Below are 15529 nucleotides of genomic sequence, written 5' to 3' on the forward strand. Positions count from 1 at the left end.
CACGCCCCGCCCCGGGGGAGCGTCGCCCTGCCGACACTCCCCCGGGCCTTTCTTCCCCCTCCGCATTGAGAAGACCATGCACGATCTGAATCAGCTCATCCGATCCATTGCCCAATACGAGGACGACGCCCCCCGCCAGGCCGAGGGCGCAGACCTGCTGCTCTATTGTCCCTGCCCGGTCAAGCTGGTGGCCAGGGACCGTGTGGAGGCCATTGCCGCAGCCAGCCGGGATGCCGGCGTGCCGCTCACGGTGCGCATCCCCATGGGCTGCACCAGCGTGGACCCCTACGACCCCCTGTTCCAGGAGCCGGACCCGGCCCGGCTGCCGGGCATCATCGCCTCCATCGGCTTCGGCGATTTCTGGAAGCGCACCTTCACGCAGCGTCATCTGCAGGGCGATCTCTTCAAGGCCGTGCTCCCGCCACGCCTCAACCCCCTGCATGTTCGCGCCGGGCTGGTGGATCCCCGGGGGCGGTACAGCATCTACGGCGTCACCCCGTACATCTTCCTGGTGGACGATCGCAAACTGGGCGACGTGCCCGCCCCCCGCGTGTGGGCCGATGTGCTGGATCCCAAATACAAAGGCATGCTGGTGATGTGCGGCGACGGCGACGACATGGCCGACGCCGTGGTCATGAACATCCACAAGGAGTTCGGCATGGAAGGCCTGCAGGCCCTGGCCAACAACGCCAAGTGTCTGCTGCACTCCTCCGAAATGGCCAAGGTGGCCGGCACCAACGATCCGCGCGCCGCCGCCGTGTTCATCATCCCGGCATTCTTCGCCGCCAGCGTCCGGCCCACCTCCCATGTGCGCATGGTCTGGCCCGAGGACGGCGCCTGCGCCTCGCCCCTGTATTTTCTGGCCAAGGCCGCGGAGCACGAGCGCCTGGCCCCGCTCCTCAACTTCTTCCTGCATGACTTTGCCGCCATCGACAGCGCCCGCTGGTTCGTCCCCATGGCCGAGCACGACTCGCCCCTGCCCGAGGGCGCGTCCCTCAAGTGGGTGGGCTGGGACTATGTGGAGCAGTTCGACGTCAACCGCCTGCGCGAGGAATTGCACCCGGTGTTCCGCACCCTGCTGCGGGAGCGGCGATGAACGAGCCTTCCCAGCCGGAACAGCCGGCACAGCCGATACCAGCGGCACGGCCCATCCGACTCATCACCGTGGCCGGGCCGCCGGCCTGCGGCAAGACGGCGGTGGTGGCCAAGACCTGCGGCAGGCTGCGCGAAGCCGGAGTCTCCACGGCGGTGATCAAGTTCGACTGCCTGCAGACCAGGGACGACACCCTGTACCGGGCCGCCGGCGTGCCCGTGAGCGTGGCCCTTTCCGGCGGGCTGTGTCCGGACCATTTCTTCGCCTCCAACCTGGAAGAGGCCTTTGACTGGGCGCAGGAGACCGGGGCGGACTGTTGCATCATCGAGACTGCCGGCCTGTGCAACCGCTGCTCCCCGCACTTGCGCGGCGTGATGGCCCTGTGCATCATCGACAACCTGATGGGCATTGATGCACCGGAAAAAATCGGCCCCATGCTCCGGCTGGCCGATCTGGTGCTGGTGACCAAGGGCGATCTCGTGTCCCAGGCCGAACGCGAGGTCTATCGCCATCGCATCCGTCAGATGAACAGCCGCGCCGTCATCCGCCACGTCAACGGCCTCACCGGCCAGGGCTGTCAGGAACTGGCGCAGATTCTGGCCATGGCCCCGGCCGTCTCCTCGGTGACGGACATGAAGCTGCGCTTCTCCATGCCCGCGGCCGTCTGCTCCTACTGCCTGAGCGAAACACGCATCGGCTCGAAATATCAGAAAGGCAACGTGCGCAAGGCGGATTTCGGCATCCGGCCCGTCCAGCAGGAGGCGCAGCATGGGGAGTGAGACCACCATCCGCGCCATTACCGTGACTGCCGGCCAGGACAAGACCGGACTTCCCGAGGCCCTGGATCTGACCTTCCGCACCGGCGAGGTGGTGGCCCTGCTGGGCCCCACGGGATCGGGCAAGAGCCGGCTGCTCTCGGACATCGAATCCCTGGCCGACGGCGACACCCCCTCCGGCCGCCGCCTGCTGCTGGACGGCCGCGCCCCCACCGCCGAGGAGCGCTTTGCCCTGCATGGCCGGCTGGTGGCCCAGCTGACCCAGAACATGAACTTCGTGCTGGACATGGGCGCCCAGGACTTCATTGCCGCCCATGCGGAAAGCCGCGGCATCGCCGATCCTCCCGCCGCAGCCCGTCAGGTGATCGATGCGGCCAATGCCCTGGCCGGCGAACCCTTCGCCCCGCACACCCAGCTGACGCAACTCTCCGGCGGGCAGTCCCGGGCCTTGATGATCGCGGACACAGCCCTGCTGAGCTGGTCCCCGGTGCTGCTCCTGGACGAGATCGAGAACGCCGGCGTGGACAAGCGCGCCGCCATGCGGCTGCTGCTCAACAGCGAGAAAATCGTCGTCATCGCCACGCATGATCCGGTGCTGGCCCTCAGCGCAGACCGGCGGGTGGTCATCGCCAACGGCGCCGTGGCCGCCATCCTCACCCGCACCCCGGCAGAGGAAGCCCTGCTGGCCCGGCTGGCCGGCCTGGAAAACGGCTTGGCCGCCCTGCGTCAGCAATTGCGTACAGGCGGGGAACTGGGAGACTGGGCAGCATTTTTTCAGGAGAAATAGGCCACTCGCAGACACCGCAATTCTCGTCCACCCCCCTTGCAAGGCCCCGGCCTGGAAGGATAGGGTCCGTACATCCACCTCACCTTTTTGCACAAGGAGCCCCCATGAGACAGCTGATGAAGACGGCCATGATCGCGGCCAGCCTGGTGGCGCTGTGCGCCTCCCCGGCCATGGCCAAGAAGCAGGGCATCCAGGACATTGATTTTTCTCAGATCACCTGCGGGGATTTCGTGGCCGATCTGCAAACCGCCAGCGCCGAGGATGTGGGCGTGATCTTCATGTGGCTGGACGGCTACCTGAGCGGCGTGAGCGGCGATACCACCCTGCGCTGGGACGGCATGCAGGATTTCGGCACCAATCTGGTGGATCTTTGCAAAAAAAAGCCCCGAATGAAGGTGCTTGACGCTTCCGAGGAAGTGGGCATCGAGTAGCGTTTCCGGATTCTGCCTTCTGGAACAAAGGCGTCGCAAGGGGGAACCCCTTTTTCCACAACGGGTTCCCCCCGGAAACCCCTGAAGCCCGCCGCGGCGCTGGAGAGCAGCATGCAGATCCGACCGGAAGTTCCGCACGAATTCCCCGCCATCTTCGCCCTGGTGCAGCGCGCCTTCGCCACGGCGCGCGTCTCCAACGGGCAGGAGCAGCATTTTGTGGACCGCCTGCGCGCCAGCACGGGCTACCTCCCGGATCTGGCCCTGGTGGGGGAAGAACATGGCGAGCTCCTCGGCCACATCATGCTGACGCGAACCCATGTGGAAACCAGCGCCGGCCCCCATCCCCTGCTGCTGCTGGGACCGGTGGCCATCGTGCCGGAGCGCAGGGGCCAGGGCCTCGGCTCGCAGCTCATCCGCGACACCCTTCGCCGCGCCCAAGGCCAGGGACACACGGCCGTCATCCTGGTGGGGGATCCCGCCTTTTATACCCGGCTGGGCTTCCAGGCGGCCGCGACCTTCGGCATTGCCAATACCAACGACATCCCGGATCAATACGTCCTTGCCTGCGAGCTTGCACCCGGCGCGTTGAAAAATGCCGGTGGCGGGGCAATCACCTTCGAGGTGTAGCCGCACGAGCCATCGTTTCCTTGCATATTGTTGAGGTCGCCGATATGGTTTCCGTGCAATGGCGAGATCCGGGTTGACGTTGACGCCAGGCGGGGGCTTGGTGACACGATTGCAGCCGGACCAGGCTGTCAGCCTCTGCCGACAGCTGCAGGACTCATTGGACTCACAGGACCGGGGGGAACGATCGTGCGACTGGCCTTGGCTGTGCTTGCATTGCTGCTGTGTTCCACGCCCGCCCGTGCGCAGGAGGCGACGTCCATCGTCTACAACGCCGGCGTGGCGCCGCTGAAGTTCGAGGACGCCGCCGGGCTGCCCGCGGGCATTCTGCCGGATATCTGGCGGTTGTGGGCCGAGAAGACCGGGCGCGCCATCCAGTTTCTGCGCACCGAGACCTTCAACGAATCCCTGGAGATGGTGAAGGACGGCCGGGCCGCGCTGAACGCCGGGCTGTTCCGCACACCGGAGCGCGAGGCCTTCCTGGAGTTCTCCGACCCTGTCTTCACCCTCAATTATTTCGTGTTCACGCACCCCTCAATCAAGATGGCCACCAGCCTGTACGAGCTGCAGGGGATGGTGGTGGGCGTGCCGCAGGGGGGCTTCACGCGCGATCTGGTCAGCATCAGCATCCCCGCACACCTCATCCGCGAATACCCAAGCAACGAGGCGCTGTTCCAGGCGGCGCTGCGGGGGGAGATCAAGGCCTTCGTGTCCACGGAACTGGCCCTGCTCTATTTTCTGGACCAGAACCGGCTGGCCAACACCTTCGGTTACGACAAGGCCGCCCCGCTCTCCAGCCAGACGTACTGCGCCGCGGCCCGCAAGGGCGACACCGCGCGCATTGCCGAGGTCAACGCCGGTCTGGCCCGCATCAGCGAGGCGGAGCGCGCGGCCCTGCTGCAGCGCTGGCTCGTGTCCGGCGTGAAGACCATCCCCCCGGCGCTCGCCGGCATGCTTACCGTCGAAGAGCGCGAATTCCTGGCGCGCAAACGCGTCCTCACCGTGCACAACGAAAGCGACTGGGCGCCCTTCAATTTTCAAGAGAACGGCGCACCGCGCGGATTTTCCATTGATTACATTCGCCTGCTGGCCGAAAAGACCGGGCTGGAGGTGGAATTCATCAGCGGCTTCAGCTGGGATCAGTATCAGGAGATGCTCAGGGCCGGGCAGCTGGACGTGATGATGAACATCGTCATCACGCCGGATCGCAGCGAATACATGACCTTCACCCCGTCGTACGTCGATATGGCCCGCATGCTCTACACCCGCAAGGATGAGCCCCACATGGGCGCCATTGCGGATCTGTTCGGCAAGCGCTTCGCGGTGCCCAAGGGATTTTATTATCAGGAACTGCTGGCCGCGTACCCGGAAATCGAAATCGTGGAGGTCCGGGACACCACCGAAGCCGTCCTGGCCGTCTCCTCCGGCAGGGCGGACCTGCTGCTTGCGCCCATGCCCGTGGTCAACTACCTGAGCGAACAGCTCCAGGTCACCAACCTGGAGGTGGGGGGCATGGTCCCGGAACTGGACCCGGGACCGACGCCGGGCGGCGCCGTCCCCCTGCACATGGCCATCTCCCGCAACCAGGCCATGCTGGCGGAAATCCTGACCAAAGGAATGACGCTGATTACCCCGGCCGAGGTGGCCGCCCTGAAGGCCGCCTGGCTGACGCCCCGGGCAGGCGAAGCCGCGGAACCGCAACTGCGGTTCACGCCGGCGCAGGAGGCCTGGCTCCGGGCGCACCCGTCCTTCCGCATGGCCGCTTCCACGGACTGGCCGCCCTTTGAGCTGACCACGGCCACGGGCACCTATGGCGGCGTGATTCCGGAATATGTCCAGTGGCTGCAGCAGGCCTTGTCCATCACCATGCAGCCGGTGTCTGGCATGTTGTGGCCGGAAGCGCTGCAGGCAGCCCGCGACGGCCGCATCGACATCCTGCCCGCCGTCACCCCCAACGATGAACGCCGGGCCTTCCTGCACTTCACCCGACCATACCTGACCCTGCCCATCGTCATCGCCACCCGAGACGATGCAGACTATGTGGACAGCCTGGAACGGCTGGCCGGCAAGCCCCTGGCCGTGGTCCGGGATCACATCGTCCAGCACTATCTTGAGCGCGACCACCCGGACATCCCCCTGCTGCTGACGGACACCTCCGAAGAGGCCGTGCGCGCCGTGGTGGATGGGCGCGCCTTCGCCCTGGTGGAAAACGGGGCCGTGCTGCACTATCTGGAACGCCGGCTGGGATTGAAGAACCTCAAGGTGGCCGGCCCCACGCCGTACACGTATGAGCTGGCCATGGCCGTGCGCCAGGATCTGCCCGAGCTGGCGGCCATCCTGGATCAGGCCCTGGCGGCCGTTCCCGAGACGGACAGGACCGTGTTCTATGAGCGCTGGATCAATGTGCATTTTGAACGCACTGTGGACTGGACCGCCGTGCGGCGGGTGGGCCTCACCCTGGCTGTCTTCGTGGGGGGCATCCTGGTGGCCGTGTTCATCTGGAACCGGCGGCTGGCCCGGGAAGTGGCCGTGCGCACCCGCGCCGAGGAAGCCCTGCGCGATGCCGAGGCCCGCAGCCGGCTGGTGCTGGAATCTGCCGGGGAAGGCATCTTCGGCATGGACGCCAACGGCGCGCTGCTGTTCATCAACACCGCCGCCTGCGAAATGCTGGGATTGGATCACGACGACGCCATCGGCCAGGATGTGCATGCCCTCATCCACCACAGCCATGCCGACGGCACACCCTACCCTCGGGAACAAAGCCCCATGCACCGCTCCTGCACCCAGAGCGTGGTGCATCGCATCGAAAATGAGGTGCTCTGGCGGGCGGATGGCACGAGCTTTCCCGCGGAATACACCACCGCTCCCCTGCGCAAGGGCGAGGACATCGCCGGCGCGGTGGTCACTTTCCGCAACATCACGGAGCGTCTGGCCACCCGCCGGGCCCTGGCCGAGAAGCAGAACTTTCTGCAGTCCGTCATCGACAACTCCAGCGCCCTCATCTACGTGAAAGATCTCCAGGGCCGCTACATCCTGGGCAACCAGACCTGGCGACGCACCAGCGCCGCGGCCTTTGCCGAGCCCATCGGCCTGACAGATGCTGATCTCTTCCCCGAGGCCCTGGCCCGGCAACTGCAGGAAAACGACCGCACCGTCATCGAATCTCTCCGCCCGCACAGCTGGGAAGAAATCGTCACCAATTCCCAGGGTGAACGCATTGATTATTATTCCATCAAGTTCCCCCTGCTGGATGCGGACGGCAAGCCCTACGCCGTATGCGGCATGTCCACAGACATTACCGAACGCAAGAAAACCGAGGCCGCCCTGCAGGAAAGCGAAAAGCGCCACCGGGTGATCTTCGAGAAGTCCCCCCTGGGCATGATCCTTTTTTCCAAGGACGGCACCATCATGGACTGCAACGACAAATTCGTGGAGCTCATGGGTTCGCCGCGGGAAAAGCTCATCGGCTTCAATACCGCCCGGCAGAGCACGCCCAACATGCGGGCCACCCTGCGACGGGCCCTGGACGGCGAGGCCACGGTGTTCGAGGATGAATACACCTCCGTCACCGGCGGCAGAACCATGGTCCTGCGGGCATCCTTCAATCCCATCAATCCGAACACCCGTCCCACTGGCGTCATTGCCACAGTGGAGGACATCACCGAGCGCCGGCGCATCGAGCAACAACTGCGCAGCAACTTCGAGGAGCTGGAGCGCTTCAACCGCCTGGTGGTGGGCCGGGAGGAGCGCATGATCCAGCTCAAACAGGAAATCAACACCCTGCTCGCCGCCCAAGGTCTGGCAGGCAAGTACAACATCGTCCAGTGACCGGCGATCCGTCCGGGAGGCAAGCATGTTCAAGGAAGCGCGACGCGAGCTGTTGTTCGACTGGGGCATGATCGGCGATATCGGCGCTGGCCGGCCAAACCTGGGCCCGCACACCGACGTGAGCATCTACCGCCTGATGCAGTTCACCCTGCGTGACGTGATGATCCATCGACTCGGCGTCCAGGCCACGGACGACATCTTCCGCACGGCCGGCGAGCTGGCCGGGCGGGAATTCTGCAGGAACTTCATCGACACCGCCTGGGACTTCAATACATTTTTCACGCGCACCAAGGACTTGCTGGAGCAGTTGAAGGTGGGCATGCTGCGCGTGGAATCGGCCGACCTGGAACGCATGGAACTGACGCTGACCGTGGCCGAAGACCTGGACTGCTCCGGCCTGCCCGTATGCGACGAGACCGTGTGCGTGTATGATGAAGGCTTCCTGGCCGGCCTGCTGGGGGAATACTCCGGCAAGCCCTTTGCCGTGAAGGAAGTGGACTGCTGGTGCTCCGGCGACCGCGTGTGCCGGTTCCACGCCACCCCGTTGGATGACGCCTGATCATGCTACTCGTCGATCCCGCATACCTCGATAAGATCACGGAAGCGTTCCATCTTATCCTCAAAGGCCAGCCTGCCGCGCCCATTGCCCTGCCCCCCGGGCACCCGGAGGACGAGCTGTGGCAGGTGGTGCAGTACGTCAATCGATTCCTCGAGGAATACGGCCAGGCCACGGACGCCGTCTTTGCCCTCTCCAGGGGCCGCCTGGATTTCGCCCCCCCGCCCGGCAGGCTGGCCATCCTGGCCTCGGTGAAGAGCCTGCAATCCAGCCTGCGTCACCTCACCTGGACCACCCAGCAGATCGCCCAGGGCGACTACGAACAGCGCGTGAGCTTCATGGGGGACTTCGCCAAGGCCTTCAATACCATGGCCCAACAGCTCCAGGCCTCGTTCCAGGAACGCGCCGAATCCACCCAGGCCCTGCGCGATCAGGTGGATGAGCTGGGCAAGGCCCGCCGGGCCATGCTCAACATCATGGAGGATCTGGAGGTCGCCCGCCGTGAGGCAGACGACGCCAACAAGGCCAAGAGTGATTTTCTGGCCCGCATGAGCCACGAAATCCGCACCCCCATGAACGCCATCATCGGCATGAGCCATCTGGCCCTGCAGACCGAGCTGACGGCCAAGCAGCACGACTACATCTCCAAAATCCAGGCCGCCGCCCACAACCTCCTGGGCATCATCAACGACATCCTGGACTTCTCCAAGATCGAAGCCGGCAAGATGGAAATCGAATCCATCCCCTTCCGGCTGGATGAAGTGCTGGACAACCTGGCCAACATCGTCTCGCTGCGGGCCGAGGAAAAAGGTCTGGAAGTCCTCTTCAACCTGCAGCCCGACGTGCCCAACGACCTCAAAGGCGACCCCCTGCGCCTGGGGCAGGTGTTCATCAACCTGGCCAACAACGCCATCAAGTTCACCGAGGCCGGCGAGGTGGTCATCAGCGTAGGCCTGGAACGCCAGGACGCCGCCACCGTCACCCTGCGCTGCGCCGTCAAGGATACGGGCATCGGCCTCAGCCAGGAGCAGATGGGGCGCCTGTTCCAGTCCTTCAGTCAGGCGGACGGCTCCCACACCCGCAAGTACGGCGGCACCGGCCTGGGCCTGACCATCTGCAAGCGGCTGGTGGCAATGATGGGCGGGACCATCTGGGTGGAAAGCGAGCCCGGCCAGGGCAGCACCTTCCTGTTCACCGCCACCCTGGAGCGGGCCGCGGCCACCACGCCCGTCCCGTATCTCCCTGCCGTGGATCTGCGCGGCATGCGCTCCCTGGTGGTGGACGACAACCCCACGGCGCGCGCCATCCTCAGCAATGCCCTGGCGGCGTTCTCCTTCCGGGTCACCGCGGTGGAGTCCGGGCAGGATGCCCTGGACGAGCTGCGCGCCGCCGCCCGGTGCGGCGACCCCTATGAACTGGTGCTCATGGACTGGAAAATGCCGGGCATGAACGGCATCGATACCGTGCGCCAGATTCGGCAAACCCCGGGACTGACCGCCATTCCGCAAATTCTCATGGTCACGGCCTATGGCCGTGAGGAAGTGATGCGCCAGGCCGAGGACGTGGGGATGGCTGCCTTCCTTATCAAGCCGTTCAATCAATCCGTGCTCTTCGACACCATCATGGGCGTGTTCGGCTACGGTGCTGAAGGCAGGCTGCGCCGCCCGACCCTGGCCGGCCAGGAACCGGAAGGCATGGACGCCATCCGCGGGGCGCGCATCCTCCTGGCCGAGGACAACGAAATCAATCAGCAAATCGCCATCGAACTGCTGGAAAAAGCCGGCCTGGTGGTGGAAGTGGCCAACAACGGCCTGGAGGCCGTGGCTGCCGCGGCCAGCACCTGTTACGATCTGGTGCTCATGGACATCCAGATGCCGGAGATGGACGGCCTTGCGGCCACCGCCGCCATTCGCAAGCTGGATGCGCCCTGGAGCGCCAGCATGCCCGTCGTGGCCATGACCGCCCACGCCATGTCCGGCGACCGGGAACTGAGCCTGGAAGCCGGCATGAACGACCACATCACCAAACCCATCGACCCGGTCCAGCTGCTGACCACCCTGGTGACCTGGATCAAGCCCGGAGACCGCCCCCTGCCGCAGGGGTTCGTGCCCCGCTCGCGCACGCTGGAGACTGTCCTGCAGCAGGAGGACCTGCCCCTGGAAGGCGTGCCCGGCCTGAACATCAAGTCCGGCCTGTCCAAGGTGTCCGGCAACCGCTCCCTGTACCGCAAGCTGCTGGGAAAATTCCGGGACAAATACCTGCATTCCGCTGCGGAGGTGGCCGCCTATCTGCAGGCCGGCCAGGTGCAGGAGGCCACCCGTCTGGCCCACACCATCAAGGGCGTGGCAGCCAACCTGGGGGCGGACGATCTTTCCCGCGCCTCGGCCGAGGTGGAACGCGCCCTCAAGGCCGGCCACACCGAGGTGACCTCCCTCCTGGCCGACATGACCGAACGGCTGACCGTGGTAGGCACCTCCCTGGCCCGGCTCCTGCCGGCAGTGCCCGCCGCCAAGGCGCCTGCCCCCGCACCCACCGCCGCCCTGGACCGCCCCGCCGCCGCGGCCCTGGCCCGCGACATCGCCGCCGCCGTCAACGACAACCTCACCCAGGCCATGGACAAGCTGACCGCGCTGCTGGCGCTGCCCTTTGCCCCGGCGGAACTGGCCCTGGCCGAAAAGGCCGCCGCCTATCTCGACAACTTCGACACCGACGAAGCCGTGGCCGAGCTGGAAGCTCTGGCCGCAACGCTGGCCGCCACCCCGGCCCAGGAGGCATGACGCATGACATCCGCGCCGCAGTCCCGCGTGCTCATTGTGGACGACACCCCGGAAAACATCCAGGTGCTCATGGAAACCCTGCGAGGCGAGCACGCCCTGCAGGCCGCCAAGGACGGCGAAAAGGCCCTGCGCCTGGCCTTTGCCGCACCGCATCCCGATCTCGTACTCCTGGACATCATGATGCCGGGCATGGACGGGTACGAGGTCTGCCGCCGCCTGAAAGCCGATGTGCGCACCAAGGACATCCCCGTCCTGTTCATCACCGCCCTGACCGAAGAAGAGGACGAAGCCCGCGGCCTGGCTCTGGGCGCCGTGGACTACATCACCAAACCCTTCCGCCCCGGACTGGTGAAGATGCGCGTGCGCAACCAGCTGGAGCTGAAAAAACACCGCGACCACCTGGACGAGCTGGTGCAGGAACGCACCCGGGAAGTGGCCCTCATCAAGGAAGTGACGATCGAAGGCCTGGCCACCCTGGCTGAATGCCGGGATCCGGAAACCGGCGGGCACATCAAACGCACGCAGCACTACGTCAAGGCCCTGGCCGCCAGGATGGTCAGCCATCCGCGCTTTGCCCCGCACATCAACGAAGCCGTCGTCGAGCTGCTCTACCTCTCCGCCCCCCTGCACGACGTGGGCAAGGTGGGCGTGCCGGATGCCATCCTGCTCAAGCCCGGCAAGCTCACCCCGGAAGAGTTTGAGCAGATGAAAGCCCATACCACCCTGGGACACTTCAGCCTGAGCAAGGCGGAAGAAAAGCTGGGCGGCAACTCCTTTCTGCGCATCGCCAAGGAGATTGCCCACAGCCACCATGAGCGCTGGGACGGCAAGGGCTATCCCCAGGGTCTGGCCGGGGAGGACATCCCCGTGGCGGCGCGCATCATGGCCATTGCCGACGTGTACGACGCCCTGATCAGCCGCCGGGTGTACAAGCCACCCTTTACGCATGCCAAAGCCGTATCCCTCATCGCCGAGGGGCTGGGCACGCAGTTCGATCCCGACCTCTGCGCCGCCTTCCTGGAGATGGAAGAAGACTTCCGCACCATCGCCCTGGAGTTCGCCGACTTCGAAGAGGAACGCGCCGCCCTGACCCCGGCTCCCTGACCCCGGCCCCCGGCATCGGGAGCAGACCAATCCCGGCCTTGCTCCGTGGAACAACCCGGGACCGTTATTCATTCCCTTGAGAACCCATTTCAGCACTTGTGAATAAAATCACAACCACTACGCCGTGGCCAGATTTGCCCGGAAAAATGTTGCCGTCATTTTGACAAATATGCGCTAGCACACTGCCATCGCTCACAGATTTTTTGGCGGTCCGGTGAAAATTCCTTGCCATTTTTCGTCGAAGGCAGTAATCGCACCTGGAACGAGCATGGAGAACGCGCTTGTTCTGTTCTTTCACAAGCGCCCCTCGCACCCGCCAACGTCGTACACTGCACGCCGGAAACTGGTCAGGGGGGGGAGACTGCACCGCTGCCCGCATCACCCGCATCCCACGGACCTGCGGACTGCGATGCTGCATAACGTGCAGAACGTGCCGGGGCGCCCGCCGGCCTTCTTATGAGTAGTCGGGCGAGTGAGTACAACTGATGGAGGAAGTTGGTATGAGTTTCCAAGGCGTGGTTAAGTGGTTCAATGAAAAGAAAGGGTTCGGCTTCATCCAGCGCGAGGAAGGCGACGACGTGTTCGTGGATTTCTCCGCCATCCAGGGCAACGGCTTCAAGACGCTGCACGAGGGTGAGCGCGTCACTTTCGACATTGAACAGGGGGAAAAGGGCGTCCGCGCAGCCAACGTCATGCGCGTGTAACACGGGCTGACAGCGGCTCGGGCGCGTCTGCTACGTTCGCCCAGGCACCATGAACCGGGCTCCCACGCACCACGAGGCGCAGGAGCCCGGTTTTTTTGCGGCCTGCCGCATGGCAGTTCCACGTCACCGGGGCTGAGAGCACGTTGTTTTGAAAGGAGTTCTCAGGGGAGGAACCGGTTGCAAAAAGGTTCCCCTTCTCGCAACGTCCTTTTTCAAAAGTAACATGCTCTATGCATGTCGCAGCATCATTCATTGTCCATCAAAATACCCATCACTTCCTGGAACTGCCGGTCAAACTGCCCGAAGGCTGCCTCCAGGGCCGAAAGCGGCAGCCCCACCGCTTCCCAGGCGCCGGGCTCCAGGGCCGGCACTGGCCTGGGCGCGCCGCCTGTGGCCAGATCCATGGCCACGCTCAAGACATCCGCCAGGTGCAGCACCGCCGCTTCCGGCACCTGATGCGCCTTGGTCGGCTCGTGATGAAAACTCACCATATCCCGCAGCGAATCCGGGAAGTGCCAGGCCTTGAGCATATGGCTGCCCACGCGGGCATGGTGGAACCCGAAGATCTCCAGCTCGGTTTCATGCAGGGGCAGATTTTGCTCCTGCGCCTTGGCCAGGGCTCTGGCTGAAGCTGCGGGATACTTGCTGATGAGCACCAGCCTGCCGATATCGTGCAGCAAGCCGGCCACGAAGGCCCGTTCCTCGTCCATCCTGCCGTGGAAGCTGCACAGGATGCGGGCGAACACCCCGCAGGCGGCGGCGTGCTTCCAAAACCGGCGCATGTCCAGATAGGAAGCCGGAATACCACGAAAAAACCGCACTGCCACAAGGCCGTACGTCAGGGTGCAGAGCTCCCGGGTGCCGATGAGGGTGACGGCCCTGGGGATGGACTCCACCTTGTTGGGAAAACCGTAGAGCGGGCTGTTCACCAAGCGCAGCAGGCTGGCGCAGAGGCTGGTGTCCCGGCTGATGATTTCCGCCAGCCGGGTGCTGGAGGCGCGCGGATCGTTGACCACCTCGCGGATCAGCTCGCAGATCTCCGGGAAGGACGCCAGTTCCACATGCCCGTCGGCCACATGCCGGGCGTCGGTCTGTCCTGGCGCCAACTCGGCGGGGCCGTTGTCGGTGCACACCACGGCCGGCCGCGGCGGGTCCTCCCCCAGCATGATGCGCCGGGCGATGCAGGCCACGGTCAACCGTTTGATCTCATTGAACGCGGGATGCTCTGTGGCCAGGGGCGCAAAGTACAGTTCGCACAGGGAGGCGGCATACTGCAGGGCCAGGGGCTCCAGGGCGCTCAGGGCGCCGGCCTCGGCCTCCTCCCGGCTCACATTTGCCACAGCGGCTTCGGTCACCCCCCAGGCCTTGAAGATGCGCAGGTGCTTGTCTTCGATGACGGCGCCCCGTGGCAGCAGCCGTCGCCCATTGGCCAGCACGAGGTCTTTTTCCAGGATCATGCCCGGCTTGATGTCGTGCGCATTGATGACGCCCATGGTCCTCCCTCTCGACATCGCGCGTTACTGCTGGGAGATCCGCAGGGCCTGATCCAGATCCTGCATGATGTCGCCCACGTGTTCAAGACCCACGGAGATGCGGATCAGATCCTCCGGCACGCCGGCGGCGGCCAGCTCCTCGGGCAGCAACTGGGAATGGGTGGTGCTGGCCGGGTGCACCACCAGGGTTTTGGCGTCCAAAATGTTGGCCAGATGCGAGCAAAGCTGCACGGCTTCGATAAACTTGCGTCCGGCAGCCAGCCCGCCCTTGACGCCAAAGCCAAACACGGCGCTGGGGCCAAGGGGGAAATACCGCCGGGACCGGGCATGGTCCTTGTGGCTGGGCAGGCCGGCATAGTTCACCCAGCTCACCGCCGGGTGACTTTCCAGAAATTCTGCCACCTTCTGCGCATTTTCACAATGCACCCGGGCGCGCAGGGGCAGGGTTTCCAGGCCCTGGAGAATCAGGAAGCTGTTCATGGGAGACAGGGCCGCGCCGATATCCCGCAACAGGCCGGTGCGCACCTTGATGCAGAAGGCCGTGCACGGGGTACCTTCCAGCTGGCACAGGGCCTCCCAGAAATTCAACCCATGATAGGTGGGGTCCGGCTGGGTGATTTCCGGAAACTTGCCGGAGCCGCCCCAATCGAAGGTGCCGGCCTCCACAATGGCCCCGCCGATGCTGTTGCCGTGGCCGCCGATGATCTTGGTCAGGGAATAGACTGCCAGATGCGCGCCGAAGTCGAAGGGGTTGCAGATGGGCGGCGGCGCCACGGTGTTATCCAGGATGAACGGGATCTTGTGCGCCTCGGCAATGCGGCCGATGGCTTCCAGGTCGTCCACGTTGCAGCGGGGGTTGCCGATGGTTTCCGTGTACAGCAGGCGGGTGTTCTCGTCGATGGCGCGGGCGAAGTTCTCCGGGTCCGCAGAGTCCACGAACCGGCACTCAATGCCCATGCGCTTCAGGGTGTGCTTGAAGAGCGTGTTGGTGCCGCCATACAGATTGGAGCCGGAGACGATGTTCTGCCCCGCCCCGGCAATGGCCAGCACGGCGTAAAAGATGGCGCTCATGCCCGAGGCCGTGCACAGGGCGGCGGAGGCATGATGCATGGCCGCCAGCCGTTTTTCCAGCACGTCGGTGGTGGGGTTCATGATGCGGGTGTAGATGTAGCCGCTCTGCTTGAGGGAAAAGAGATCGGCCGCGTGCTGGGCATCCTTGAACAGATAGCTGGTGGTCTGATGGATGGGCACAGCCCTGGAGCCAGTGTCCGAGTCCGGAGCATGGCCGGCATGCAACGCCAGCGTTTCAAGACTCCAGGAAGCGTGGTCCGTCATAATGCATCTCCTTGATCCGCG

12 protein-coding genes are annotated in these 15529 nt (G+C 64.8%); 10 read left to right on the forward strand and 2 right to left on the reverse strand.

Features of this window, described 5'->3' with window-relative positions; translation table 11 throughout:
- The first annotated feature begins 76 nt into the window (after positions 1 to 76).
- From DGI_RS13690 to DGI_RS13735, 10 genes are all read left to right on the forward strand, one after another.
- On the forward strand, positions 77 to 1096 hold the full coding sequence (locus DGI_RS13690) for an ABC transporter substrate-binding protein (RefSeq protein ID WP_021761738.1): 1020 nt from the start codon (positions 77 to 79) through the stop codon (positions 1094 to 1096).
- Positions 1093 to 1872 carry a GTP-binding protein gene (locus DGI_RS13695; protein ID WP_021761740.1) on the forward strand — a complete coding sequence of 260 codons (780 nt, stop codon included), beginning with the start codon at positions 1093 to 1095 and terminating at the stop codon, positions 1870 to 1872. The genes DGI_RS13690 and DGI_RS13695 overlap by 4 nt, the downstream gene beginning before the upstream one ends.
- Positions 1862 to 2656: an ATP-binding cassette domain-containing protein gene (locus DGI_RS13700; RefSeq protein WP_021761742.1), complete on the forward strand. Its 795-nt coding sequence runs from the start codon at positions 1862 to 1864 to the stop codon at positions 2654 to 2656. Before DGI_RS13695 ends, DGI_RS13700 begins: the two co-directional genes overlap by 11 nt.
- A 104-nt stretch (positions 2657 to 2760) precedes the next feature.
- On the forward strand, positions 2761 to 3087 hold the full coding sequence (locus DGI_RS13705; protein ID WP_021761744.1) for an HdeA family protein: 327 nt from the start codon (positions 2761 to 2763) through the stop codon (positions 3085 to 3087).
- 111 nt (positions 3088 to 3198) lie between these two features.
- Positions 3199 to 3714 (forward strand): GNAT family N-acetyltransferase, encoded by a 516-nt coding sequence (locus tag DGI_RS13710; protein ID WP_021761746.1) that lies wholly within the window; start codon positions 3199 to 3201, stop codon positions 3712 to 3714.
- Between the two features lie 186 nt (positions 3715 to 3900).
- On the forward strand, positions 3901 to 7539 hold the full coding sequence (locus DGI_RS13715; RefSeq protein WP_021761748.1) for a transporter substrate-binding domain-containing protein: 3639 nt from the start codon (positions 3901 to 3903) through the stop codon (positions 7537 to 7539).
- Positions 7540 to 7564: 25 nt separating this feature from the next.
- A complete protein-coding gene (locus DGI_RS13720) occupies positions 7565 to 8098 on the forward strand; it encodes a V4R domain-containing protein (RefSeq protein WP_021761750.1) in 534 nt (177 codons plus the stop codon).
- Between the two features lie 2 nt (positions 8099 to 8100).
- Positions 8101 to 10872, forward strand: a complete 2772-nt coding sequence (locus DGI_RS13725) for a response regulator (protein WP_021761752.1) — start codon at positions 8101 to 8103, stop codon at positions 10870 to 10872.
- A gap of 3 nt (positions 10873 to 10875) precedes the next feature.
- Positions 10876 to 11976 carry a response regulator gene (locus DGI_RS13730; protein WP_021761754.1) on the forward strand — a complete coding sequence of 367 codons (1101 nt, stop codon included), beginning with the start codon at positions 10876 to 10878 and terminating at the stop codon, positions 11974 to 11976.
- A gap of 500 nt (positions 11977 to 12476) precedes the next feature.
- The gene (locus tag DGI_RS13735; protein WP_021761756.1) at positions 12477 to 12680 is read left to right on the forward strand and encodes a cold shock domain-containing protein; all 204 of its coding nucleotides are present in this window, start codon (positions 12477 to 12479) and stop codon (positions 12678 to 12680) included.
- 245 nt (positions 12681 to 12925) lie between these two features.
- Here the strand turns inward: DGI_RS13735 and DGI_RS13740 are convergent, their stop codons facing one another.
- Both DGI_RS13740 and DGI_RS13745 read right to left on the reverse strand, forming a co-directional pair.
- Positions 12926 to 14173: an HDOD domain-containing protein gene (locus DGI_RS13740; protein WP_021761758.1), complete on the reverse strand. Its 1248-nt coding sequence runs from the start codon at positions 14171 to 14173 to the stop codon at positions 12926 to 12928.
- Between the two features lie 24 nt (positions 14174 to 14197).
- The gene (locus DGI_RS13745; RefSeq protein WP_021761761.1) at positions 14198 to 15508 is read right to left on the reverse strand and encodes an O-acetylhomoserine aminocarboxypropyltransferase/cysteine synthase family protein; all 1311 of its coding nucleotides are present in this window, start codon (positions 15506 to 15508) and stop codon (positions 14198 to 14200) included.
- Between the last annotated feature and the right edge of the window lie 21 nt (positions 15509 to 15529).

Source organism: Megalodesulfovibrio gigas DSM 1382 = ATCC 19364 (genome assembly GCF_000468495.1).
Classification (GTDB): Bacteria; Desulfobacterota; Desulfovibrionia; order Desulfovibrionales; family Desulfovibrionaceae; genus Megalodesulfovibrio; species Megalodesulfovibrio gigas.

What these genes read in the sequence shown, in the direction of transcription:
- DGI_RS13700 (WP_021761742.1), top strand. Translation starts at nt 1,862, where the DNA reads ATGGGGAGTGAGACCACCATCCGCGCCATTACCGTGACTGCCGGCCAG.
- DGI_RS13720 (WP_021761750.1), top strand. Translation starts at nt 7,565, where the DNA reads ATGTTCAAGGAAGCGCGACGCGAGCTGTTGTTCGACTGGGGCATGATC.
- DGI_RS13735 (WP_021761756.1), top strand. Translation starts at nt 12,477, where the DNA reads ATGAGTTTCCAAGGCGTGGTTAAGTGGTTCAATGAAAAGAAAGGGTTC.
- DGI_RS13710 (WP_021761746.1), top strand. Translation starts at nt 3,199, where the DNA reads ATGCAGATCCGACCGGAAGTTCCGCACGAATTCCCCGCCATCTTCGCC.
- DGI_RS13730 (WP_021761754.1), top strand. Translation starts at nt 10,876, where the DNA reads ATGACATCCGCGCCGCAGTCCCGCGTGCTCATTGTGGACGACACCCCG.
- DGI_RS13690 (WP_021761738.1), top strand. Translation starts at nt 77, where the DNA reads ATGCACGATCTGAATCAGCTCATCCGATCCATTGCCCAATACGAGGAC.
- DGI_RS13725 (WP_021761752.1), top strand. Translation starts at nt 8,101, where the DNA reads ATGCTACTCGTCGATCCCGCATACCTCGATAAGATCACGGAAGCGTTC.
- DGI_RS13745 (WP_021761761.1), bottom strand. Translation starts at nt 15,508, where the DNA reads ATGACGGACCACGCTTCCTGGAGTCTTGAAACGCTGGCGTTGCATGCC.
- DGI_RS13705 (WP_021761744.1), top strand. Translation starts at nt 2,761, where the DNA reads ATGAGACAGCTGATGAAGACGGCCATGATCGCGGCCAGCCTGGTGGCG.
- DGI_RS13740 (WP_021761758.1), bottom strand. Translation starts at nt 14,173, where the DNA reads ATGGGCGTCATCAATGCGCACGACATCAAGCCGGGCATGATCCTGGAA.
- DGI_RS13695 (WP_021761740.1), top strand. Translation starts at nt 1,093, where the DNA reads ATGAACGAGCCTTCCCAGCCGGAACAGCCGGCACAGCCGATACCAGCG.